The organism is Pseudomonas sp. C9D1, from assembly GCF_056491235.1.
Map to the genome: position 1 here is coordinate 1,622,988 of NZ_JBSZIE010000002.1, position 24,221 is coordinate 1,647,208.

19 protein-coding genes are annotated in these 24,221 nt (G+C 66.8%); 7 read left to right on the top strand and 12 right to left on the bottom strand.

The genetic code is table 11. The features are described 5' to 3' along the window. Positions 1 to 18: 18 nt before the first annotated feature. The 4 genes from ACXI0U_RS15640 to ACXI0U_RS15655 form a co-directional block, all read right to left on the bottom strand. Positions 19 to 951, bottom strand: coding sequence for an AEC family transporter (locus tag ACXI0U_RS15640; RefSeq protein ID WP_374981758.1), 933 nt, complete (start codon positions 949 to 951; stop codon positions 19 to 21). Positions 952 to 1,076: 125 nt separating this feature from the next. Then, positions 1,077 to 1,490 (bottom strand): alternative ribosome rescue aminoacyl-tRNA hydrolase ArfB, encoded by a 414-nt coding sequence (gene arfB, locus ACXI0U_RS15645; protein ID WP_021218451.1) that lies wholly within the window; start codon positions 1,488 to 1,490, stop codon positions 1,077 to 1,079. A 167-nt stretch (positions 1,491 to 1,657) separates the two neighbouring features. Next, the gene (locus ACXI0U_RS15650; protein WP_021218450.1) at positions 1,658 to 2,299 is read right to left on the bottom strand and encodes a response regulator transcription factor; all 642 of its coding nucleotides are present in this window, start codon (positions 2,297 to 2,299) and stop codon (positions 1,658 to 1,660) included. 23 nt (positions 2,300 to 2,322) lie between these two features. Next, positions 2,323 to 4,572, bottom strand: coding sequence for a PAS domain-containing sensor histidine kinase (locus tag ACXI0U_RS15655; protein ID WP_479550532.1), 2,250 nt, complete (start codon positions 4,570 to 4,572; stop codon positions 2,323 to 2,325). A 228-nt stretch (positions 4,573 to 4,800) separates the two neighbouring features. Between ACXI0U_RS15655 and ACXI0U_RS15660 the strand changes: the two genes are divergently transcribed. The 7 genes from ACXI0U_RS15660 to ACXI0U_RS15690 all read left to right on the top strand — a co-directional run bounded on the left by ACXI0U_RS15660 (position 4,801) and on the right by ACXI0U_RS15690 (position 14,761). Then, positions 4,801 to 6,423, top strand: coding sequence for an acyl-CoA synthetase (locus ACXI0U_RS15660; RefSeq protein ID WP_479550533.1), 1,623 nt, complete (start codon positions 4,801 to 4,803; stop codon positions 6,421 to 6,423). 95 nt (positions 6,424 to 6,518) lie between these two features. Beyond that, positions 6,519 to 6,845: a DUF485 domain-containing protein gene (locus ACXI0U_RS15665; protein ID WP_271658576.1), complete on the top strand. Its 327-nt coding sequence runs from the start codon at positions 6,519 to 6,521 to the stop codon at positions 6,843 to 6,845. Next, positions 6,842 to 8,503 carry a cation acetate symporter gene (locus tag ACXI0U_RS15670; protein ID WP_479550534.1) on the top strand — a complete coding sequence of 554 codons (1,662 nt, stop codon included), beginning with the start codon at positions 6,842 to 6,844 and terminating at the stop codon, positions 8,501 to 8,503. Before ACXI0U_RS15665 ends, ACXI0U_RS15670 begins: the two co-directional genes overlap by 4 nt. 100 nt (positions 8,504 to 8,603) lie before the next feature. Then, positions 8,604 to 10,373 (top strand): acyl-CoA dehydrogenase C-terminal domain-containing protein, encoded by a 1,770-nt coding sequence (locus ACXI0U_RS15675; protein WP_431482434.1) that lies wholly within the window; start codon positions 8,604 to 8,606, stop codon positions 10,371 to 10,373. A gap of 90 nt (positions 10,374 to 10,463) precedes the next feature. After that, positions 10,464 to 11,645, top strand: coding sequence for an acetyl-CoA C-acetyltransferase (locus ACXI0U_RS15680; protein WP_431482435.1), 1,182 nt, complete (start codon positions 10,464 to 10,466; stop codon positions 11,643 to 11,645). A 79-nt stretch (positions 11,646 to 11,724) separates the two neighbouring features. Then, on the top strand, positions 11,725 to 12,993 hold the full coding sequence (locus ACXI0U_RS15685) for an OprD family porin (protein ID WP_021218443.1): 1,269 nt from the start codon (positions 11,725 to 11,727) through the stop codon (positions 12,991 to 12,993). A 160-nt stretch (positions 12,994 to 13,153) separates the two neighbouring features. Then, on the top strand, positions 13,154 to 14,761 hold the full coding sequence (locus ACXI0U_RS15690) for a methyl-accepting chemotaxis protein (RefSeq protein ID WP_043246387.1): 1,608 nt from the start codon (positions 13,154 to 13,156) through the stop codon (positions 14,759 to 14,761). 381 nt (positions 14,762 to 15,142) lie between these two features. Here ACXI0U_RS15690 and ACXI0U_RS15695 read toward each other — a convergent pair whose 3' ends face one another. The 8 genes from ACXI0U_RS15695 to ACXI0U_RS15730 all read right to left on the bottom strand — a co-directional run bounded on the left by ACXI0U_RS15695 (position 15,143) and on the right by ACXI0U_RS15730 (position 24,014). After that, complete coding sequence (locus ACXI0U_RS15695) at positions 15,143 to 16,249, bottom strand: hypothetical protein (protein WP_479550535.1); 1,107 nt, start codon at positions 16,247 to 16,249, stop codon at positions 15,143 to 15,145. Between the two features lie 142 nt (positions 16,250 to 16,391). Then, entirely contained in the window at positions 16,392 to 17,399 is a 1,008-nt protein-coding gene (locus tag ACXI0U_RS15700) for a hypothetical protein (RefSeq protein WP_479550536.1), read from the bottom strand. A gap of 129 nt (positions 17,400 to 17,528) precedes the next feature. Further along, positions 17,529 to 18,938: an amino acid permease gene (locus ACXI0U_RS15705; protein ID WP_021218439.1), complete on the bottom strand. Its 1,410-nt coding sequence runs from the start codon at positions 18,936 to 18,938 to the stop codon at positions 17,529 to 17,531. A gap of 487 nt (positions 18,939 to 19,425) precedes the next feature. Next, on the bottom strand, positions 19,426 to 21,204 hold the full coding sequence (locus tag ACXI0U_RS15710; protein ID WP_479550537.1) for an ABC transporter ATP-binding protein: 1,779 nt from the start codon (positions 21,202 to 21,204) through the stop codon (positions 19,426 to 19,428). Beyond that, positions 21,197 to 21,799, bottom strand: coding sequence for a DsbA family protein (locus tag ACXI0U_RS15715; protein ID WP_162164737.1), 603 nt, complete (start codon positions 21,797 to 21,799; stop codon positions 21,197 to 21,199). The genes ACXI0U_RS15710 and ACXI0U_RS15715 overlap by 8 nt, the downstream gene beginning before the upstream one ends. Positions 21,800 to 21,844: 45 nt before the next feature. Further along, positions 21,845 to 22,780 carry an oxygen-dependent tRNA uridine(34) hydroxylase TrhO gene (gene trhO, locus ACXI0U_RS15720; protein WP_021218436.1) on the bottom strand — a complete coding sequence of 312 codons (936 nt, stop codon included), beginning with the start codon at positions 22,778 to 22,780 and terminating at the stop codon, positions 21,845 to 21,847. A gap of 406 nt (positions 22,781 to 23,186) precedes the next feature. Then, the gene (locus ACXI0U_RS15725; RefSeq protein ID WP_021218435.1) at positions 23,187 to 23,492 is read right to left on the bottom strand and encodes a BolA family protein; all 306 of its coding nucleotides are present in this window, start codon (positions 23,490 to 23,492) and stop codon (positions 23,187 to 23,189) included. 12 nt (positions 23,493 to 23,504) lie between these two features. After that, positions 23,505 to 24,014 carry a DUF2059 domain-containing protein gene (locus ACXI0U_RS15730; protein WP_263404071.1) on the bottom strand — a complete coding sequence of 170 codons (510 nt, stop codon included), beginning with the start codon at positions 24,012 to 24,014 and terminating at the stop codon, positions 23,505 to 23,507. Positions 24,015 to 24,221 lie beyond the last annotated feature (207 nt).

Genomic DNA, 24,221 nt, shown 5'->3' on the forward strand with positions numbered 1-24,221 from the left:
CGGCCTGGCGTCGGTCGCTCAGCGCTGCAACAGCGCGATGGCCAGGCTGAGGCCAAAGAACGACAGCACGGTGGCCATCACCAGGGTCGCCGCACAGCGCGCCTCCAGGCCGAAGCGCATGCCCACCAGCGGGTAGATGCTCATCATCGGCGCACAGGCGAAGAGAATGCCCGCCGCCATCAGCGCGGGCTCCACCGGCGGCAGCAGCCAGAACAGACCCGCCACCGCCAGCGGGTGCAGGACCAGCTTGCCCAGGCTGATGGCCGCCATGTCCGGCAGCAGACCGCCGAGGCGCACGCCGTGCAGGGTGCCGCCGATGACGAAGAGCGCGGCCGGTGCCGAGGCCGAGGCCAGCATCTCCACCACCCGCGCGGGCACGGCCGGGAGGCGCAGCCCCAGCAACGAGAGGCCGACGCCCACCAGCATGGCGATGATCAGCGGGTTGCGCGCCAGACGCCCGAAGGTCCCGCGCAGGGTGTGCCAGAACCCCTCGCCACGCTGCTGAGCCGACTCGGCCAGGGCCAGCGCCAGGGGAATCATCAGCAGGTTTTCCACCACCATGTTCAACGCCAGGCCGAGCACCGCCGTGGGCCCCGCCACCATCACCACCACCGGGTAGCCGACGAAGCCGCTGTTGGAGGCCGACATGCCCAGCCCGGCGATGGCGGCATCGGCCAGGCCACGCCCGCGCAGCAGGCGGAAGTACGCCAGGCCGAGGCCGAACACGGCCAGCGAGCCCAGCCCGTAGGCCAGCAGGTACCAGGGGTTGAACACCTCGCCGATGGGGCGCTCGGCCAGCGCCTTGATCACCAGTGCCGGCAGCGCGAAGTTGAGGACGAACGCGCCGATGCCGCGCACCTGCTCGCGGCTGACCAGCCCGCCCAGGGAGGCGGCGAAGCCCAGGCCGATGATCAGGAACACGGGGGCGGTGATGGTGATGACGTCGAGCAACGGCGGCCTCGGGGCGATGGCGGTGGAGTGGCGCCAGTATCCGTCAGCGGGCCCCGCCAGGCGTGCTGCCCAGGCGCGAAACCCGCCGATAATCGCCCGGCTTCGCCAACCGGGGGTCCTGCGGGCTAGTAATCCACCTTGCCGCGCCCGGCCTTGATCGCCCCGCGCTTGGACTTGCCGTCCAGGCGGCGGGTCTTCGAGCCAAGGGTCGGCCGGGTCGGGCGGCGCTTCTTCTCCACCTTGCCGGCGCTGCGGATCAGTTCGGCCAGGCGCTCCAGGGCATCGGCGCGGTTCTGCTCCTGGGTGCGGTACTGCTGGGCCTTGATCACGATCACGCCCTCGCTGGTGATGCGGCTGTCGCGCAGTTCCAGCAGGCGCTCCTTGTAGAAGGGCGGCAGCGACGAGGCGTTGATGTCGAAGCGCAGGTGCATGGCGCTGGACACCTTGTTGACGTTCTGCCCACCGGCGCCCTGGGCGCGGATGGCGGTCAGCTCGATTTCATCGTCGGGCAGGTGGACGCTGTTGGAGATCAGCAACATGGCACGGGCCGGATAGCGGAAAGAGCGACAGGATAGCGCCGCCGCCCGGTGAAAGCTCGCCGACCGCAGAAGGCATGCCCCGCACCGCTGCAGGCACAGCCTTCACACATGGCTGGAGGGGGTCGCATCGGAGTGCGAGCCACCCACTAGCCATCCGCAGCGCACGTTTACGATGGCCTCAAGCAGAGTGGGTCGACCAGGTCGGCCACGATGGCCATGCCAACCAGATCAGCAAGGCGCTCAGCCTGCATGCGCTTCATCACCCGGGCGCGATAGAGGTCGACCGTCTTGATGCTGATATCCAGCTGTTCGGCGACCTCCCGGTTGGTGTAGCCCCTGACCAGCGGCAGGAAAACATCGCGTTCGCGTGGCGTCAGGCTGGCCAGGCGCTCCTGCAACTCGCTCTGGCCATCGCCGTGCGAGCGCTTGCGTTCGGAGCTGCTCAAGGCCTGCTGCACGCTGTCGAGCAGCAGTTGCTCGTTGTAGGGCTTTTCGATGAAGTCGCGAGCGCCGGCCTTGAACGCCCTGACCACGATGGGCACATCGGCATGCCCGCTGACGAAAATGACGGGCAGTTCGATGCCACGGGCACGCATTTCCTCCTGCACGTTCAACCCCCCCATGCCGGGCATGCGCACGTCCAACAAAACACAGGCATTGAGCCCGGCGTCGCAGGCTTCGAGAAACGCACGGCCGCTGGTGAACGGCAGCGCCTGCAGGCCTACCGACTCCAGCAGCCAGACGGTCGAGTCCAGCATCCCCTGATCATCGTCCACCACATACACGACCTGCTTGGTGGCAGTTGTCATTACATCGCTCCTCATTGTTGTTATCACTGCTGGGGTAGCCGGCAACGCATCAGCAATCCGCCACCCTCCAAGCGCTCGCCGACCAGGGCTCCGCCAAAGCCTTCGACGATGCTGCGACTCATCGACAGCCCCAGCCCGAGCCCATCCGGCTTGCTGGTGTAGAACGGGGTGAAGATCCGCTCCAGCTCGTCTTCGCCGAGCCCGGGGCCCTGGTCACGAACGCCGACCTCCACCCCGCCGCCTACCTGGCCGGCCAGCAGCACGATCCGAGAGGCACGGCCCGGGTGGGCATCCCGGTTGGCATCGATGGCATTGCGCAGGAGATTCAGGAGTACCTGTTCGAGCAGGACTCGATCGGCGTAGACGGGCGGCAGATTGTCCGGCAATTGCTCTTCGATCACCACCTGGCAGGCAGAGGCCTCCCAGGCGCACAGGCGCACGGCCTCGCGCGCCACCTCGGCCACGTCCAGAGCCTGCATGCGCCGCTGCCCCTTGCGGAGGAAGCCACGCAGGCGCTTGATGACCTCGGAGGCGTGATTGGCATGCTCGGTGATGCGCTCCAGCCCCTGCGCCACCCGGTCGGCTGCCTGGGGATTGCTGTCCAGAGCATGCAGGTAGCGCTGGCTGGCGCTGGCGTAGTTGACCACCGCCGCCAGTGGCTGATTGATCTCGTGGGCGATGCCGGATGCCAGTTCGCCCAGCGTGACCAGGCGCGCCGTGTGCGCCAGTTCGTCCTGATGACGGCGCTGCTGCGCCTCGCGCAGCTCACGTTCGGTCATGTCCCGGGCCACCAGCGAGTAGTAGCGCTCGCCGCCGGCCACCCGATGGGCCAACAGCACAAGGGACACCGGCACCGACGCCCCACCGGATGACGGCTGCAGGCGGGAGTCGGCACTCCAGACACCGGTCTGCTCGGCCTTCTCGCGCCCGGCCTGCAAGCGCAGGAGGTCGTCCGGGGCGAACAGCTCGCTGAGCAAGGGCATCGGCTGCTGCTCATCCAACTGCAGCGTATGGCGCGCCGCCGGGTTGAGGTAGGTGACCCGATCGTCCGCGTTGATGAACAGCACCGGGTCCGTATTGGCTTCAACCACTTCGGCCAGGCGACGCTTGTTCTCCTCGGCCTGCACCCGCGCGGTGATGTCGCGCGAGACGCTGACCACCTCCACGACCGCTCCGGTGTAGGTCTCGCGGATGGCCCGACTGGCCGTTTCAAACCACAGGTAACGGCCGTCACGGTGGCGGATACGGTAGGTCATCATGTGGTAGCCATCGGTCTCCAGCGCATCGCGAGCGCGCTGGATCGACCTGGCCAGATCATGGGCATGGAACAGGCCTTGAGCGAACTGGCCCCGGAGTTCCTCCGGCCAGTAGCCGAGCAATGCCCAGGAGGCCGGCGAGGCGTCGAGGAATCGGCCATCCGGGGTGTGCCGGGAGATGACGTCGGTGGTGTTCTCGGTGATCAGGCGGTACAGGCGCCTTGCCCTGGCGGCCTCGCGCTCGGCCAGCACCTGCTCCGTGGCTTCGCGGCAGCGCGCCAGCACGCGCTGTTCCTGAGGGTCCGGCACGAAGGTCCAGATCAGGATGCGGCCGTCGAACTGCGCCTCGACACCCTCGATGGCTCGGCATTGCTCGAGGCAAGCACGCACCAGCGAGACATGGTTGACCGGCAGGAAGCGCACGACCGAACCGGGTGGCTGATCGGCCAGCAGCGCCAACAAGGCCGCATTTAGCTCCAGCGGGTCGCCATTGGAGGCCAGCAATAGACTCGGTTGCGGGTCATGCCCCAGCAGCGGCGAAGCCCGCAGCAGGTTGCTGGCGGTCGCCAGCAGGGTCGAGAGCAGCTCGTGCAACCAGCCCTGCCAATCCAGGCTGACGCCTTCGCGTGCCTCCACCAGCAGCAGGCCGGGCTGGCCAGGCTGCAGGGCCAGGTCGAACACCTGCCCATGGCTGATCGCTGAACGGCGCAGGCGCCCGGACAGCCAGCAGTCGAGCCCGCGCACCTCATCCAGGCTCAGCCTGCCGGCCTGGGCCAATGCGTCGAAGAGCGGCTGGTCACTGGCCTGCATCGGATCGCCCAGGCCTGGAGGCAGGTGCTGCCCACTGCCTTCGTGACCGTAGATACCCACCTTTTCCAGCCAGCTCAGGTAATAGACCTGTTGCACTTCGGGGCGGCCGCGCAAGGCACGGCACAAGGCATCGGCTCTAGCAGCCAACGGCACGCCTTCGCGCTGCAGGCGCAACCAGGTATGCAGGCGGACCGGATTCGGGCTCATCAGGGACTCCAGGCGAAAACGGCGACAGCATATATCCCAATCACCCGATCAGGCTCGATGCTTCAGACATAAACCCAGAATATATAGTATATATACCATACGACACAGGTATTACTTCCATATTCAACCTGGATTGTTATATAAAACATGGCAATGATCTGCCGCCTGCCCCCCAACAGCGGATGATGCAGACCCACAGAGCTAACAATCAGCCACCGGATGCCCAGCATGTCGATCTTCGAACAGGGTCTTGCCCCTGCAGCCGTGAACCACATCGCCCTGTCGCCGCTCAGCTTCATCGAGCGCACCGCCAGCGTCTATCCCGATTACCCGGCCGTGGTCCACGGTTCGATCCGCCGCACATGGGCGGAAACCTACAGCCGTTGCCGGCGCCTGGCCTCTGCTCTGGCCGGGCGCGGTATCGGCAAGGGGGACACGGTGGCGGTGATGCTGCCGAACATCCCCGCCATGCTCGAGGCGCACTTCGGGGTGCCGATGATTGGCGCGGTGCTCAACACCCTCAACGTGCGCCTGGATGCGGAGGCCATCGCCTTCATGCTGCAGCACGGCGAGGCCAAGGTCGTGATCGCCGACCGCGAATTCTTCGACGTGATCCACGCGGCCATCGGCATGCTCGACCATCCGCCGCTGGTCATCGATGTCGACGACCCGGAGTACGGTGAAAGCCAGGCCGTGAGCGACCTGGATTACGAAGCCTTCCTCGCGGAGGGCGATCCCGAGTTCGCCTGGCAATGGCCGGAAGACGAATGGCAGGCGATCAGCCTCAACTACACCTCCGGCACCACCGGCAACCCCAAGGGGGTGGTCTATCACCACCGCGGCGCCTACCTGAACGCCCTGGGCAACCAGATGACCTGGGCCATGGGCAACCACCCGGTCTACCTGTGGACGCTGCCGATGTTTCACTGCAACGGCTGGTGCTACCCGTGGACGATCACCGCGCTCGCCGGCGTTCACGTCTTCCTGCGTCGCGTCGACCCGCAGAAGATCCTTACCCTGATCCGCGACGAGCAGGTGACCCACCTGTGCGGCGCGCCCATCGTGCTCAATGCCCTGGTCAACATGCCGACCGAAGCCAAGGCCGCTATCGATCACCCCGTCAATGCGATGGTCGCCGGGGCCGCGCCACCGGCCAAAGTGATAGGTGCCGTGGAGGAAATGGGCATTCGCGTCACCCACGTCTATGGACTCACCGAGGTGTATGGCCCGGTGACGCTGTGCGCCTGGCATGCGGAGTGGGACGCCCTGCCGCTGGAGCGGCGTGCCGAGATCAAAGCCCGCCAGGGCGTCCGCTACCCGACCCTCGAGGGGGTGATGGTCGGTGACCCGAAGACGCTGGAGCCGACCCCGCGCGACGGCCAGACCATCGGCGAGATATTCATGCGGGGCAACACGGTGATGAAGGGCTATCTGAAGAACCCCAGCGCCACGGCAGAGGCGTTCGAGGGCGGCTGGTTCCATACCGGCGACCTCGCCGTTTGCCACCCGGACGGCTACGTGGAAATCAAGGATCGCCTGAAGGACATCATCATTTCCGGTGGCGAGAACATCTCCACCATCGAGCTCGAAGGCGTGATCTACCGCCACCCCGCCGTTCTGGAGGCGGCGGTGGTAGCCCGCCCAGACGAGAAGTGGGGCGAGACGCCCTGTGCCTTCGTCACCCTCAAGGCCACCCACCCGAACCTGCGCGAAAGCGACATCATCGGGTTCTGTCGTGATCACCTGGCCGGCTTCAAGGTGCCCCGCACCGTGATCTTCACCGACCTGCCGAAAACCTCGACCGGGAAGATCCAGAAGTACCTCCTGCGCGATATCGCCAAGGCCCTCTAAACACTCGCGATTCTGACAAGGCGACGGATTGATTTCCGTCGCCCTGGCGCCCTGCGCCTGAAAAACGGGCAACAACAAAAACAAGGAGCCACACCATGACCCCCACCGAACCCTCCCATGCGCAGCATTGTGAACGTATTCGCGCGAACCCGAGATTTCAGCAACTGGTGCGCAGTCGCTCGCGCCTGGCCTGGTCACTGAGCGCCGCCGTCCTGGGTGCCTATTACCTGTTCATGCTGGTGGTCGCCTTCCACCCGGCCGCGCTGCACAGCCCTCTGAGCGAAGGTCGCCAACTGACCGTGGGCATCCCCGTGGCAACCGCGATCATCGTGCTGTCCTGGCTGTGCACCGGTTGGTACGTCTACCGCTCCAACACCCGGTTCGACGCCCTCAGCGCCGAGTTCATGAAGGAGCTGAAATGATGCGGCTGCGCACGCTTGGCCTGGCGGGCCTGCTCCTCGCCCCCATCAGCGCTTTCGCCGCCCCTCTGGTTGCGGAAAAACAACCGATCAACCTGCACGCGATCGCCATGTTCTTCGTGTTTGTCATGGGCACGCTGGCGATCACCTGGTGGGCCGCGCGGCAGACCCGCTCGACCTCGGACTTCTACACCGCAGGAGGCGGTATCAGCGGGTTCCAGAATGGCCTGGCGATCGCGGGTGACTACATGTCCGCCGCGACGCTGCTGGGCCTGTCGAGCCTGGTGTTCGCCAAGGGATACGACGGCTTCGTCTATACCGTGGCGTTCTTCGTCGGCTGGCCGATCATCACCTTCCTCATGGCCGAACGCCTGCGCAATCTCGGACGCTTCACCTTCGCCGACATCGTTTCCTATCGCCTCGATCAGTCAAGGATTCGAACCTTCGCAGCCCTGGGCTCGCTGACCGTGGTGTGCTGCTACCTGGTGGTGCAAATGGTCGGCGCGGGTCAACTGATCAAGCTGCTGTTCGGCCTCGAATACACCACCGCGGTGATGGTGGTCGGCGTGCTCATGCTGGTCTATGTGATCTTCGGCGGCATGATCGCCACCACCTGGGTGCAGATCATCAAGGCGGTCCTGCTGCTTGCCGGGGGCACCACCCTGGCCGGGCTGGCGCTGTCCGAGTTCGGCTTCAGCCTGGAGAACCTGGCCACTCGAGCGGTAGACGCCCACGCCCTGGGCTGGAACATCATGGGGCCGGGTTCCATGCTGGCCGACCCGATCAACGCGGCCTCCCTGTCCCTCGGCCTGGTGTTCGGCATCGCCGGCCTGCCGCATATCCTGATGCGCTTCTTCACCGTGCCCAACGCCAAGGAAGCCCGCAAGTCGGTGTTCTACGCCACCGGCTTCATCGGCTTCTTCTTCCTGGTGGTCATGGTGCTGGGGTACAGCGCCATCGTCATCGTCGGCACCGACCCGCAGTTCTTCGTCGGCGGCGATATCAAAGGCGCCCTGATCGGCGGCGGCAACATGGTTGCCATGCACCTGGCGAAGGCGGTGGGCGGCAACCTGTTCCTCGGTTTCCTTTCTGCGGTGGCCTTCGCCACCATCCTGGCGGTGGTATCGGGCCTCGCCCTGGCAGGCGCCTCGGCCATCTCCCATGACCTCTACGCCAGCGTGCTGAAGAAAGGCACCGCTACGGAAGCGCAAGAGATGCGCGTAACCCGCATCGCGACCGTTTGCCTGGGCATCGTCGCAATCGGCCTGGGCATCCTCTTCGAGAAGCAGAACGTCGCGTTCCTCGTCGGCCTGACCTTCGGTATCGCCGCCTCGACCAACTTCCCGGTCCTGATCATGGCCATGTACTGGAAGAACCTGACCACGCGTGGTGCCTTGGCAGGTGGGTTCGTGGGGCTGCTCACCGCACTGGTGCTGGTGATCCTGTCGCCTGCGGTGTGGGTATCGGTACTGGGCCATGCCGCGGCGATCTACCCCTACGACCACCCTGCCCTGTTCTCCATGCCGCTGGCGTTTCTCGTCATCGTGGTGGTTTCCAAGCTGGACCGCACCACCCGGGCCGCCCGTGAGCGTGCGGCATTCGATGACCAGTTCGTGCGCGCCCAGACCGGCCTGGGGGCCGCTGCCGCCGCCAGCCACTGAACCAGAACACTCCAGAGGGTGGTTGCTCGTTGGCCACCCGACCTTACGAGCCGCGCACGCGCGGCTCCTTTTTACACCCCGCGCCTGAACGAGGTTACCGATGCCCGAGTACAACGCCCCCCTGCGCGACCTGCGCTTCGTCCTCCACGAGGTGTTCGACGCCCCACGCCTGTGGGCACGCCTGCCGGCCCTGGCGGAGATCGTCGACGGCGAGACCGCCGACGCCATCCTGGAAGAAGCCGCCAAGGTCACCGGCAGCCTGATCGCCCCGCTCAACCGCAGCGGCGATGAGGAAGGCGCACAGTGGGCCAACGGTGCCGTCAGCACGCCGGCAGGCTTCAAACAGGCCTATGCCACCTACATCGAAGGCGGCTGGGTCGGCTTGTCGGGCAACCCGCAGTACGGCGGCATGGGCATGCCCAAGATGCTTGCCGTTCAGTTCGAGGAAATGCTCTACGCCGCCGGCTCCAGCTTTGCCCTGTACTCGGCATTGAGTTCCGGCGCCTGCCTGGCCATCGACGCCCACGCCAGCGAAACGCTGAAAAACACCTACCTGCAGCCCATGTACGAAGGCCGCTGGGCAGGCTCCATGTGCCTGACCGAAGCGCATGCCGGCACCGACCTGGGCATCATTCGGACCCGCGCGCAGCCCCAGGCCAACGGCAGCTACGCCATCACCGGGAGCAAGATCTTCATCACCGGCGGCGAGCAGGACCTGACCGAGAACATCATCCACCTGGTGCTGGCCAAGTTGCCGGACGCACCCGCCGGGCCGAAAGGCATCTCGCTGTTCCTCGTGCCGAAGATCAAGGTCGACGCCGACGGGTCACTGGGGGCGGCCAATGCCGTGGGCTGCGGCTCCATCGAGCACAAGATGGGCATCAAGGCCTCGGCCACCTGCGTGATGAACTTCGAGGGTGCGGAAGGCTACCTGATCGGCGAGGAGAACAAGGGCCTGGCCGCCATGTTCACCATGATGAATTACGAGCGGCTGTCGATCGGTATCCAGGGCATCGGTTGCGCGGAGGCTTCTTACCAGAACGCCGTCGGCTACGCCCGGGAGCGCATCCAGAGCCGCGCCCCCGGGGGCCCCCAACGGCAGGACAAACTGGCCGACCCGATCATCGTGCACCCGGATGTGCGCCGCATGCTGCTCTCGATCAAGGCGATGACCGAGGGCGGCCGCGCCTTCGCCTGCTACGTCGGCCAGCAACTCGACCTGAGCAAATTCAGCGACGACGCGGCCGAGAAGCAGGCCGCCGAGAACCTGGTTGCGCTGCTCACGCCCGTGGCCAAGGCCTTCTTCACCGACAGCGGCCTGGAAAGCACGGTGCATGGCCAGCAGGTGTTCGGCGGGCACGGCTACATCCGTGAGTGGGGGCAGGAGCAACTCGTGCGCGACGTGCGCATCGCCCAGATCTACGAAGGCACCAACGGCATCCAGGCCCTCGATCTGCTCGGCCGCAAGGTCGTCGCCAACGGGGGCGCGGCCCTGCTGCAGTTCACCCGCGAGATCCGCGTCTTCGCCCAGGCCGACGTACCCCATCGCGAGGCCCTGCTCGATGCGGTGCAGCGCCTGGAAGACACCGCCGCCTGGCTGCTTCGGCAGGCCAAGGACAACCCCAATGAAGTCGGTGCCGCCTCGGTGGAGTTCCTGCACCTGTTCGGCTACGTCGCCTATGCCTGGCTGTGGTCGCGCATGGCCCAGGTGGCGCTGAGCAAGCGCGCTGAAGACGAGGCCTTCTATGGCGCCAAACTCGCGACCGCGGACTTCTATTTCCAGCGCCTGCTGCCACGGATCCTGAGCCTGGAGGCCAGCATCCGTGCCGGCAGCGAGCCCTTGTTCGGCCTCGACGCCGACCAGTTCTGACGATTGAGCGTTACGCGGCCTCGCCTCTGGGGACCGCGTTTTTTCTTCGCAATCCAGCCCACGGGGGTGGATCGCAACACAGGAGTGTTTATGCGTGATGTCGTGATTGTCGCCGCCACCCGCACCGCCATCGGCGCGTTCCAGGGCAGCTTGGCACGGGTTCCCGCGGTGGAGCTCGGGGCCGGGGTCATACGCAGCCTGCTCGCCCGGACCGCCCTCGAGGGTGCGATGGTCGACGAGGTGATCATGGGGCACGTGCTCACCGCCGGCGCGGGACAGAACACCGCAAGACAGGCCGCGCTCAAGGCCGGCCTGCCGCATACCGTACCGGCGATGACCCTGAACAAGGTCTGCGGCTCGGGGCTCAAGGCGGTGCAACTGGGCTACCAGGCCATTGCCTGCGGTGATGCCGAGGTGATCATTGCCGGCGGGCAGGAAAGCATGAGCCTGGCGCCCTACGTCATTCCCCAGGCGCGCACCGGGCTGCGCATGGGCCACCAGCAGGTGATCGACACCATGATCCGGGATGGCCTGTGGGATGCGTTCAACGACTACCACATGGGCATCACCGCGGAAAACCTGGCCGAACAGTACGGGATCTGCCGTGACGAGCAGGACATCTTCGCGGCCACCTCGCAGCGACGTGCGAGCGCAGCCATCGACAGCGGCCGCTTCGACGCGGAAATCACCCCGGTGCAGGTTCCCCAGCCCAAGGGCGAGCCGATCGTTTTCGCCCGTGACGAGCAGCCGCGTGACGGCACGACCCACGCCAGCCTGGGCAGGCTGCGCGCGGTGTTCAAAGCCGACGGCACCGTCACGGCAGGCAACTCATCGACGCTCAATGACGGCGCCGCCGCCGTGCTGCTGATGAGCGCCGACAAGGCCGCAGCGCTGGGCCTGCCGACGATGGCCCGTGTCGTCGCGGCCGCCGCGGCGGGTGTCGACCCGGCGATCATGGGGGTCGGCCCGGTCTTCGCCACCTGCAAGGTGCTGGAAAGGGCCGGCTGGCAGCTCGAAGACGTGGACCTCATCGAGGCCAACGAAGCCTTCGCCGCCCAGGCCCTGGCCGTTGCCCGCGAGCTGCGCTGGGACAGCGCCAAGGTCAACGTCAATGGCGGCGCCATCGCCCTGGGCCACCCGATTGGCGCTTCCGGCTGCCGAATCCTGGTCACCCTGCTGCACGAAATGCAGCGCAGTGGCGCGCGCAAAGGCCTGGCCACGCTCTGTATCGGCGGTGGCCAGGGCGTGGCACTCGCCGTCCAGCGCGACTAGCAAAACCACCCCCTCACGCCCCGCCCTCACCGGGCGTGAGGGACCGTCGTTCCTCCAATAAAAACAAAAGGACTTCACCATGCATCACAGACCACGCCAACTGCCTCGCCTGCTGCTGGCCGCGAGCATCACGAGCCTCGGTATCCCGGCCCATGCCGCCTTCCTCGACGAGAGCAAGGCCAGCCTGGAATTGCGCAACTTCTACTTCAACCGCGACTTCCGCCAGGAAGGCGCCCCCCAAGCGAAGGCCGAAGAGTGGGCGCAGGGCTTTCTGCTGCGCTACGAATCCGGTTTCACCGACGGCACCCTCGGTGTCGGGGTCGATGCCATCGGCCTGCTCGGGGTCAAGCTCGACTCCAGCCCCGAACGCTCGGGCACCGGGCTGCTCCAGCGCGATCGAGAAGCGCCACGGCGCGCCCAGGACGCCTACTCCGACCTGGGGCTGACGGCCAAACTGCGCGCGTCCCAGAGCGTCCTGAAACTCGGCACCCTGACCCCCAAGCTGCCTGTATTGATGCCCAACGACTCGCGCCTGCTGCCGCAGACCTTTCGCGGCGGCCAGCTGAACATGCGCGAGATCGAAGGGTTGACCCTCGACACGGGGCGCCTTACCCAGGTCAACCAACGGGACTCCAGCGACCACGAGGACATGGCCGTTACCACCGCCGTCGGGGTGAAGGGCATTCGCACGCGCCATGCCACGAGCGACGCCTTCGACTTCGCCAGCCTCACCTACGCCTGGAACGGCAACCTGAGCACCGGCTACAGCTACGGCGCCCTGGACAACATCTATCGCCAGCACTACGTGACGCTCAACCATGTCCTGGCGCTCGACGGTGGCCAGTCGTTGAAGAGCGATATCCGCTTCGCCCGCTCCACGAGCGATGGCGGAAGCAACGTCGACAACCGCGCGCTCGGCGCCCTGTTCACCTACGGTATCGGCGGTCATGCCGTTGGCGTCGGCTATCAACGCATGAGCGGCGATACCGGGTTTGCCTACATCAACGGCGCGGATGCGTATCTGGTCAACTTCGTGCAGATCGGAGACTTCGCCAGCAAGGATGAAGCCTCGTGGCAGGCCCGCTACGACTTCAACTTTGCCGCGGTCGGCGTTCCGGGCCTCACCTTCATGACCCGCTACCTCAGCGGCGACGGCATCGATCTCGGCGCCGGCAAGCCGGAGGGCCGCGAATGGGAACGCGACACCGACATCGCGTACGTAGTCCAGGAAGGGCCGCTGAAGAATCTCGGCGTCAAATGGCGCAATGCAACGGTCAGGTCCACGCACTTTGGCAACGACCTGGACGAAAACCGCCTGATCCTCAGCTATAGCATTGCGCTCTGGTGACCCGCCGGCCGTTCGACGCGTGATAACGATCGAATCGTTATCACTCGCGGGAATCGCCGCTGAAACGGCCCTGGCACCGGGCTGCAACGCATGCCGCTGATGCCTTATCGCGCCGCTGGGCTACGCTTTAGCAGCCAGCCAGCACCAAGGGAGGAGCGGCATGAACATTCGCCAGAAAATGGTGGCTTCGGGAGCCATCAGCGTCATCGCCGCCGCCCTGCTCGGCGGCATCGGCTTCTGGGGCCAGACTCGCCTCGCCGACGCCCTGGCGGAGAACGAGTTGAGTGTCAGCGCCCTGCGCAACCACCTGGAAGGCGACATGATGCACGACGCCTTGCGCGCCGATGTGCTCGCCGCCTTCGTCGCCGAACCCGGGGACACAGCTGCCGCCGACCAGGTGCGTCAGGACCTCAAGGAACACAGCGACTGGTTCCGCAAGGCCATGGGCGAGAACGCCCGCCTGCCCCTGAGTGCCGAAATCAAACGCGCCATAGCCGACTCCCAGCCAGCCCTGGAGGCGTACATAGGCGCGGCCGAGAAGATCATCGACCACGCCCTGCGCGACCCCGCCGCGGCGCGCGCCGAGCTGCCGGCCTTCAACACCTCCTTCGGCGAGCTGGAAGAGCGCAACGAAGCCCTCAGCAGCATGATCGAAGCCCACGCCACCGAGGCGCGCAAGGACAGCGAAGCCGCGGTGAGCCGCGCCGCCTTGTGGCTGGTCGGCGGCATCCTGGTGGTCTGCCTGGTGCTCTGCCTGGCCACCGGGCAACTGATGCGCGCCGTGCTGCGCCCATTGGAAAAAACCGTCGCCGCGGCCCGCGCCATCGCCCAGGGCAACCTGCGCAACATCATCAGTGTCGACAGCCAGGACGAAGCCGGGCAACTGCAACAGGCGCTGGCGGACATGCAGAGCAACCTGCGCCAGATGATCACCGCCATCCGCCACGAGAGCGAAGAACTGCACGGCACCGCCCACAGCCTCAGCGACACCTCGCGCGGCATCGTCGACGGCGCTAGCGAGCAGGCCGACAGCGCCACCAGCATGGCCGCGGCGATGGAGGAAATGATGGCCAACATCGCCCAGATCGCCGACCACGCGCGCAATGCCCAGGGCATCTCCGCCCATTCCGAAGGCCTGGCCAGCAATGGCGGGCAGGTGATCCTCGGCGTCGTCGATGGCATGAACCGTATCGCCGACGCGGTGAACAGCTCGTCCAGCACCATTACCGCGCTGGGCCGCTCCTCCGAGGAAATCCACTCGATCATCCAGGTGATCAAGAGCATCGCCGAGCAGACCAACCTGCTGGCGCTCAACGCCGCCATCGAGGCCGCGCGGGCCGGCGAGGCGGGTCGCGGCTTCGCCGTGGTGGCCGACGAGGTGCGCAACCTGGCCGCGCGCACGGCGCAATCCACCCAGGAGATCACCGGCATGATCGAACGCATCCGCGAAAGCACCGAACAGGCGGTGAGCAGCATGCAGACCGGGGTCACGCGGGTGAACGACGGCGTCTCCCTGGCCACCCAGGCTGGCTCCTCCATCAGCGAGATCCGCGACGGCGCCCATCGCGCCGCCGAAGTGGTGGAAGAGATTTCCCAGACCATCGGCGAACAATCCAAGGCCAGCAGCGAGGTGGCCCACCGAGTGGAGATGATCGCCCGCATGTCGCGGCAGAACACCGAAGCCATGCACGAGCTGGCCGACTCCGCCCAGCGCCTCGATCAGGTCGCCACCGCCATGCAGACATCGGTAGCGCGCTTCCAGGTGTGACCGAGCCTCCTTTCTGTGGGAGCGAATTCATTCGCGAAGGGCCGAGGCACAACCTCGTAGGGCGGGTGAAACCCGCGCGCCCCGATGCACCCCGCTGCCGGGTGGCACCCGACCTACGAAGCACGAGGCCGCCCGGTGGCGATACGTCGCTCTTGTAGGTTGGGCTGAGGCACGAAGCCCAACGTGCCGATGTCGACCTTGCCGAGTTGGGCCTCGCTACGCTCGGCGCCAACCTACGGATGTGTGCCGTGGCTATGGGGTTTGGCATAGGTCAGCGGGTGAAACCCGCGAGCCCGATACACCCGACATACGGCCCTGAAAACGAAAACGACCAGGCCGCCCGAAGGCGGCCTGGTCGTTGAGGGGCTGCGTGAAGAGGGCTTAGCCGGCGGCCTGCACCACCTCCAGCAGGGCGGGCAGCGGCAGCGCCTGGGCGGCGGCGACGGTCAGCGCGATGCGGCTGCCGGATGCGTCCACCAATTGGCCGAGGCTCTCCACCGGCATCTGCATGGCGTTGAACTGCGCGTCCAGGCGCTTCAGGTCGCCGGCGGCTTCGATGGCCGCGTGCAGCGCCTTCTGGTCCATGGCCTGGGCGGTGTTGACGCTGATGGCGGTGTTGATCCCCGCCGCCTCCACCGCCTGCTGCAGGTTGCCGAAGGGCAGCTCGGCGCCGTTGAACTCGACGCTGAAGCGCTTGGTGTTGCCGGTGGCGTTGATGCTCAGCAGCAGCGCGCCCGCCCCCATCGCCTGAGCCGTGTTGACCTGGATATGGGTGTTGGTGCCCGCCGCCTCGATGGCCGCCAGCAAGCCCTTGTCATCGAGCTGCCCACCGTGGAAGGACAGGCCCAGGTGGGTGCCGTCGCCCGCCGCCTGCATCACCGCCTGCAGGGTGCCCTCGCTCATCGCCTGGGCGGAGTTGATGCCGATGCCGGTGCTGCCACCGGCACGCTCGACGGCCTGGAGGATGTTGGCCTCCAGCAGTTGCGCGCCGTTGAACTCGACGCCCAGCCCACCCTCCTTGGCCGCCGCGTCGATGATGCCCAGCAGGCGATCGATGGGCACCGCGTGCCCGCCATTGATGTCGATGCCGACCTGGCGACCCGCCGCGTCCACCAGTTGGCGCAGCGCCTCGTCGTCGGCCTGGGCGCCGTTGAAGGCCACCCGCACCTGCTTGCCGTCACCGGCGGCGTTGATTACCGCGAGCAAGGCGCTGGTGTTGACCTCCTGGCCCTTGCCGATCTGGATGGCGGTCTTCTCGCCGGCGAAGCTGGTGGCCTGCTGCAGGTTGCGCGGCGTCAGGCGGGCGCCATCGAAGGCCAGCACCAGCTGCTTGTCGCTGCCGGCCGCGCTGACCACCGACAGCAGGTCACCGACGTCCAGGCCATGGGCGGCGTTAAAGGTAATGGTGGGGTTGTCGCCAGCAGCCTGGATCACCTGGCGCAGGACGTTGATGCCGACGGATGCGTCGAATTGCAGAGCAAGCTTCATGTGAGTACTCCTTGTGGCTTCCTCCCCGGGGCGACGGACCACCATACAGGCCGTGCCCGGCGGGACAAGGCCGGGAGATACACAGGGTGCGAGGGGGGATTCGGATAGTGCCGACGTCCCTTGGGGCGTCGACCGTAGGCCGTCACTCCCAGACGTCATTCACCCCCATCCGCTCGTTGCTCTCACGCCCCAGTTCACGCCCATCGCGCGCTTGCACCAGCGACTGTCCGAACGTCACCTGCTCGCCACTCACGCGGCTGCGCGCCGGCGCGTCGCGGGTGGGGCTCAGCAGCAGGCGCTGGTCATCGAGGTGGCGCACGCGGGTGCCGGCGGGGTAGTCCCAGTCGCCCAGGGCGTGGGGCTCGGCCAAGCGCCCGTCCCAGCGCAGCAGGTGGCGGTCGCCGTCGAGCATCAGGTTCAGCTCCAGCAGGCTCATGCCCTCCAGCGGCAGCGGCCCGGCGCTGTCGGACACCCGCAGGGTCCAGCCGTAACCGTTGCCGTAGACCAGGCTGCCCAGCGGCCACTCCAGCCCGAACAGCCGGCTGCCGGGCACCAGCGGGCAACGGTCGAAGTGCCAGCGCGACGGCTGCAAACGCTCCTCGACCTCGCGGCGGTACTCCACCCAGTCGTTGCCCGCGCAGGGCCAGCCCTCGACGACGCTGTCGCGCACCAGGCGCATGCGCGAGAACGAGTAGTGCAGCGGCAGCTCCAGGGCGTCCACCTCCAGCCCCAGCACCTGTTGTGGTTTGGGCAGCCAGGCCTCGATCAGGCTCTCCAGCCCGTGGGGCTGCGGCTGGTCCTGCCAGTCCAGCGGCTCGAAGGTGTCCAGGCGCACCTGGCTGCCCGCCGGGAAGACCAGCTCACCCAGTTGCAGGTCACGCTCCAGGCGCGGGTTGAGGGCATCGTGCTCGGCCTGCCTCTCCGCCTCCATGCGCCGCTCCTCGCAGAGCATCAGCACGCCCAGGGCGGCGAACCCCAACAGCAGCACGCCCAGCACCCCATAGCGCCAGGGCCGCGCCAGCACGTGGCGCCGCGAGCGCGGCAGGGCCAGCGCCAGCCCGAGCGCCAGCAGGCCGGGCACGGACAGTACGGCCAGCAACACGGCGATGCCGAAGATCAGGATGAAGGTGGGATCGGGACCGAAGATCATTGCGGATGCGCCCTCCATGGACAGGCGGCGCGACATGCTCGCAGATCGCCCCGCGCGGCGCCACGGCGGCGTTCGGCACCCGCAAAAAGGCCCGGCGCTGAGGCCGGGCCCGGATGACGCGAGGCGGGATCAGCCCGCGGCGTAGGCCTGCTTGGCGCGGGCCGCGCTGGAGAGTTTCAGGCGGTAGCAGCCCCACATCACCAGCAACCACACCGGGATCGCATAGACCGACACCTTGATGCCGGGGATCAGCAGCATCACGCCGAGGATGAACACCACGAAGGCCAGGCACAGCCAGTTGCCGAAGGGCGACCAGAAGGCGCGGAAGGCGGTGGGGATGCCTTCGCGATCCTTGTGCTGACGGAACTTCAGGTGCGAGTAGCTGATCATCGCCCAGTTGATCACCAGCGCCGCCACCACCAGCGACATCAGCAGCTCCAGGGCGTTGTGCGGCACCACGTAGTTCACCACCACGGCGAGGAAGGTCACCAGCGCCGAGACCACCAGCGCCCGCACCGGCACGCCACGCTTGTCCACGCGGGCCAGGGATTTCGGCGCATCGCCCTGCTCCGCCAGGCCCACCAGCATGCGACCGTTGCAGTAGGTGCCGCTGTTGTAGACCGAGAGCGCGGCGGTGAGCACCACGAAGTTCAGCAGGTGCGCGGCGGCGTCGCTGCCGATCAGCGCGAAGATCTTCACGAAGGGGCTGCCGCTGTAGGGGTCGCCGGCGCTGTTGATGCTGGCCAGCAGCGCATCCCAGGGGCTCAGGGAGAGCAGCACCACCAGGGCGCCGACATAGAAGATGAGGATGCGCCAGATCACCTGGTTGATCGCCTTGGGGATCACCTGGCCGGGCTTCTCGGCCTCGGCAGCGGTGAAGCCGAGCATCTCCAGGCCCCCGAAGGAGAACATGATGAAGGCCATCGCCATCACCAGGCCGCCGATGCCATTGGGGAAGAAGCCGCCGTGGGCCCAGAGGTTGGACACGGTCGCCTGCTCGCCGCCGGAGCCGCTGAACAGCAGCCAGCAACCAAGCACGATCATCCCGACGATGGCCACCACCTTGATCATGGCGAACCAGAACTCGGCCTCGCCGAACAGCTTCACGTTGGCCAGGTTGATGGCGTTGACCACCACGAAGAACACCGCAGCCGTCGCCCAGGTGGGCACCTCCGGCCACCAGAAGTGGATGTACTTGCCCACCGCGGTGAGCTCGGACATGCCCACCAGTATGTACAGCACCCAGCAGTTCCAGCCGGAGAGGAAGCCGGCGAAGCCGCCCCAGTACTTGTGGGCGAAATGGCTGAAGGAGCCGGCCACCGGCTCGTCGACGATCATCTCGCCGAGCTGGCGCATGATCAGGAAGGCGATGAAGCCGCAGATGGCGTAGCCGAGGATCATCGACGGCCCGGCGGACTTGAGCACCCCGGCCGAGCCGAGGAACAGGCCGGTGCCGATGGCGCCGCCGAGGGCGATCAGCTGGATATGGCGATTCTTCAGGCCGCGCTTGAGCGTGCCCTGGGATTGCGTGTCGTGCATGGCGTCACCTTTTGATTGTTGTCGTGACGGAAATCGGACCCGCAGCGCTTGTGGCGCGACGGAATGGCAAGGCGGGTGAACCTTTCAGCGGGCGTCGGGCGGCACCTCCCCCCAGGCAGGGAGCGGTCGGGCACGACGATTCGCGTTGACAGGGATGCGCGCCGAGGCCGACGGGTCACAGGCACAGGCGACGAAGGGGAATCCAGGCGCACGGGCGCCGGGCTGCAAGGCTGGGGTCATCGGGGACCTCCGGGTTTTGTTGTCATGGGCGTGGGCGGTGGCCGGCACGCGTGGCGGGGGCCATCACACCCGCCCGGAGGCGCGGAAACAAGGCACAGATACGCAGGGAAACTGTGATGGCCGCCTGGCCCGGCGGCAGCTTTTCCTTACGCCGGGCAGACGCCCACGGCCGCCGTGGGGCCGGCGGGCGATGGCGTAATGAAAAGTTGACGGAGCGGTGTGCCAGCGTGACGCCACGCCTGCCCGGTCAGTGCTGCAGGTGGCCGTAGAGCTTGGCGTAGAGCCCGCCGTCGGCGATCAGGCGTTGGTGGTCGCCGTCCTCGGCGATGCGCCCGCCGTCGAACACCAGCACCCGGTCCGCCTGCTTAACCGCAGACAGGCGGTGGGCGATGATCAGCGTGGTGCGCCCTTCGAGGAAGCGCGCCAGGGCCTGGTGCAGGGCGTATTCGGTGGCGGCGTCGAGTGCCGAGGTGGCTTCGTCGAGGATCACCACGCGCGGGTCGGCCAGCACCATGCGCGCCACCGCCAGGCGCTGGCGCTGCCCACCGGAAAGGCGCACGCCGGAACGCCCGACGATGCTGTCCAGCCCTTGCGGCAAGGCGCGGATGGTGTCGGCCAGCTGGGCGATCTCCAGCGTGCGCCAGCAGGCCTCGTCACTGCGCTCGCGGCCCAGGGTGAGGTTGGCGCGCACGCTGTCGTTGAACAGCGCCGGGTGCTGCAGCACCACCGCCACATGCTCGCGCACGCGCTCCAGGCCGATCTCCTCCAGGCTGGCGCCGCCGAAGCGGATGGTCCCGGCCTGGGCGGTATAGAGGCCCAGCAGCAGCTGCACCAGGGTGCTCTTGCCGCCGCCGCTGGCGCCGACTATGGCCACCTTCTCGCCAGGGGCGATGGACAGGTCGAGGCCATCCAGCACCGGCTCGTCGCCATAGGCGAAACGCAGCCCTTCCACCTGCACGCCCACCGTCTCGCGGCCGGTGAAGGGGTCGACGCGGCCGGCATATTGCGGCTCGTCGGCGCGGGCCAATAGCTCGTTGATGCGCGTCAGGGCGCCACCTGCGGCGTAGTAGGAGTACTGCAGGCCGAGCAATTGCTCCACCGGGCCGATCATGAACCAGAGGTAGCTGAACACCGCCAGCATCTGGCCGATGGACAGGTCCGAGAACAGCACGGTAAGCATGGCCGCGGCGCGGAACACGTCGATGCCGAACTGGAACAGCAGGCCGCTGGTGCGCCCGGCGGCGTCGCTCTTCCATTGCGAAGCGACGGCGTAGTCACGCACTTCCTTGGCACGCAGGCCGAGGCGGCCGAGGAAGAAACCCTGGCGATTGCCGGCGCGCACTTCCTGGATGGCTTCCAGGGTTTCGGTCAGCGCCTGGGTGAAGCGCGAAGTGCTGTCGTTCTCCAGCTTCTTCAGGTGCTTGACCCGCTTGCCCAACTGCACCGTGGACCAGATCACCAGTGGGTTGAACAGCAGGATCAGCAGCGCCAGCTTCCAGTGCATCCACACCAGGATGCCGGCGGTACCGGCAAGGGTGAGCATGGCCACGAGGAAGCGGCTGAGGGTCTCGCCGATGAATTTGTCCAGGGTGTCCAGGTCGGTGACCAGGTGAGCGGAGACGGTGCCGCCGCCCAGGCTTTCGTATTCACCCAGGGAGATGCGCTTGAGGCGCTCGATCAGGCGCACGCGCAGGCGGTAGACGATGTCCTTCGACAGCCGCGCGAAGAGCCGCGCCTGCAGCACGTTGAACACCAGCGCCAGGCTGCGCAGCAACAGGGTGGTGACCAGCATCAGGCCGATGTAGCCGGCGGCCACCTGCCAGCCGTCGGGCAGGAAGCGGTCCATGAACTTCAGCGCGGCGTCGCCCTGCTTGAGCAGCACCTCGTCCACCAGCAGCGGCAGCAGCAGCGGGATGGGCACGCTGCACAGGGTGGCGAAGACCGCCACCAGGTTGGCCAGCCACAGGGCCTTCCTGTGACGCAGGGCGAGGCGGCGGATCTCCGCCCAACTGAGGCGATCAGGCATGGGTCGCACGCTCCAGCCAGCGGGCCAGCAGCGGCGCGAGTTCATCCAGGCCCTGGTAGCCGTTGGTCAGCAGCGCCAGCTGGCCGTCACGCTCGGCGAGCAGCGTGGGGAAGCCGGCGATGCCCAGGTCCTGCACCCAGGTGAAGTCTTCGGCGGTGGCCTGGTGCGCGGCAGCGCCATCGAAGGCCTCGGCGAACTCGATACGCGGGATGCCGGCCGCCTCGGCCAGCTCCACCAGCACCGCCGCCTGGGTCACGTCGCGCCCCTCGGCGTAGAAGGCATGCTGGATCAGCTTGACCAGCGGCCAGGTGGCCTCTTCATGCAGCGAGCGGGTCACCACCAAGGCGCGGCAGACCGGCTCGGTGTCGTAGACGAAACCGTCCGGCAACGCGTCCTCGAAGCGGAAGGGCTGGCCGGTGGCGTCATGCACCGCATGCCAGTGTTCGAGGATGTAGCGCCGGGTATTGGGGTCGAGCGAGGCGCCCTGGCCGGTGCGCAGGCCGCCCGCCACCAGGTGCATGGGGACGCCGGCCGCACGGGCCTGCTCTGCGAGGGCATCGGCCACCGGGGCGAAGCCCCAGCACCAGGAACACATCGGGTCCATCACGTAGAGCAGGCGGGTCTTGGGCATCGGGCTCTCTCAACTCTCCATGGGCTGGCGCGGGTTGCGACCTATCGGGTGCGGCAGGTTGCGTTCCTTGGCCAGTTCGATCTGCTTCTGCCGCTCACGGGCACCGGCGCGGGTCTTCTCGCTGAGGCTGTCCCAGCAATGGGGGCAGCTGATGCCGGGGGCGTAATGGGGCGATTGGCGATCCTCGACCGAGATCGGGTTGCGGCAGGCGTGGCACTGGTCGAAGTCGCCCTCGGTCAGATCGTGGCGCACGGTGACGCGGTTGTCGAAGACGAAGCAGTCGCCGCGCCAGAGGGTGTCCGCCTCGGGCACCTCTTCCAGGTACTTGAGGATGCCGCCCTTGAGGTGGAAGACCTCCTCGAAGCCTTCGCCCAGCATGTAGGCCGAGGCTTTCTCGCAGCGGATGCCGCCGGTGCAGAACATCGCGACCTTCTTGTGCACCGCCGGGTCGTAGTGCTCGCGCACGTACTCGGGGAATTCGCGGAACGACTTGGTCTTGGGATCGACCGCGCCCTCGAAGGTGCCGATGGCCACTTCGTAGTCGTTGCGGGTGTCGATCAGCAGCACCTCGGGGTCGCTGATCAGGGCGTTCCAGTCCTGCGGCTCGACGTAGGTACCCACGCGCTGGTTGGGATCGACGCCGGGCACGCCCAGGGTGACGATCTCCTTCTTCAGCTTGACCTTGGTGCGGTAGAAGGGCTGCTCGTCGCAGTAGGACTCCTTGTGGTCGAGGTCGATGAAGCGCGGGTCGACCTTGAGCCAGGCAAGCAGCGCGTCAATGCTCTCGCGGGTGCCGGAGACGGTGCCGTTGATGCCCTCCTCCGCCAGCAGCAGCGTGCCCTTGATGTCGTTCTCGAGCAGGGTCTTGAGCAGGGGTTCGCGCAGGGCGACGTAGTCTTTCAGGGAGACGAACTTGTAGAGCGCCGCGACGACGATCCGGGACATGGTGATTTCCTCCAGTGGTCGCCCACGCAAAGGGCGGACCGGGTGACAAAAACGACAGCGCCGGCAAGGCCGGCGCTGGGGGCGGATTCTAGCAAAAAGCGCAGCCGGGAAACTGCGTGAAAAGGTCTCAGGCGACTTGTGGTGCGGGACGGCGTCTTCAGCCAGGGGAGAGAGGCTTCACGGAAGGCACGAGTCCCGCCAAGCCTCCGGCTGGACATGACCTGTAGGGTGGAGGTCGCTCTTTACCTCCACCAGGCGGAGTCGAGCGAGGCACGCGCTCATGCCAGGGGGTGTGCCGCGCAGGGTGCACGCACCGAACCAGGCAGCTTCAAGCGGGGCTCAAACCGGGAGGGCGGTGGGCTGAAGAAAGGCACCCGGGCACGGAGCCGTGCCCGGGAAACATCGATCAGAGATCGTGCTTGCTGCCGCCCTTGCAGGTGGGCGAATCCGGTGCGGCGCCTTGCGCAGCCCACTCCTCGGGGGTGTAGGTGTGCAGGGCCAGGGCATGGAACTGCCCCATCAGCTCACCCAGGGTGGCGTAGGCCTTCTGGTGGCGCTTGACCGCATTGAGACCGGCGAACGCGGGGCTGACGATCACCGCCTTGTAGTGGGTCTCCAGGCCGCGACTGTGCATATGGCTCTCGTCCAGCACCTCCAGGTGCTGGGGCTCGAGGGCCGCAAAGGCGGCGAGGATTCGATCACGCATGCTCATGCAGGGCTCCGCTTACTTCTTCTTCTGGTCCTTGGGGGCCAGTTCGCTGGTCATGTCGGCCAGCAGCTTGTTCACTTCCGGCACGGCCGCTTCCAGGCGCGATTGGGTCAGCTGGGCGGATTGCGCGGTCAGGGTCGGCATCTTCTCCAGGACTTTCTTGCCCAGGGGCGATTCGTAGAAGGCGATCAGGTCCTTCAGCTCCGGCTCGGTGAAGTTGGTGGTGTAGATCTTCACCAGCTCGGGCTTCAGCTTGTCCCAGCCCACGGCCTTGTCGAGGGCGGTGTTGGCCTTGGCCTGGTAGCTCTCCAGGGCGGCTTTCTTGTCCGCCGGCGCGCCGCTTTGCTCGTAGCGCTGGGCGAACATCTGCTGCACCTGGCCGTACACCGGCACGGTGAGCTTGTCGGCGTGGGCGAGCTTGAGGAAGCGCTCAGCGTTGGCGGCATGACTGGCGGCATCGGCCAGCGCCTGGCCACTGGCGCAAGCGAGCAGGACGGCGGTGCAAAGTACGCGAAGCTTGGTCATCGGTATTCCTTGGTCTGAGCGGTTACGGGGGTTCCCCGAGGGCGGGTCATTCTGCGCCCGAGCCCATGGGGAGCTCAAGCGATGGGGACGTGTGCCGGATCACGGCCAAACTGTGGATCGGTGCACTCCAACGGTCTATTGTCAAAATGCCATCACTTGCTCATGCTAGCGGCCTCTGGGCATCCTTCCGCGTCAATAAAACGCTGT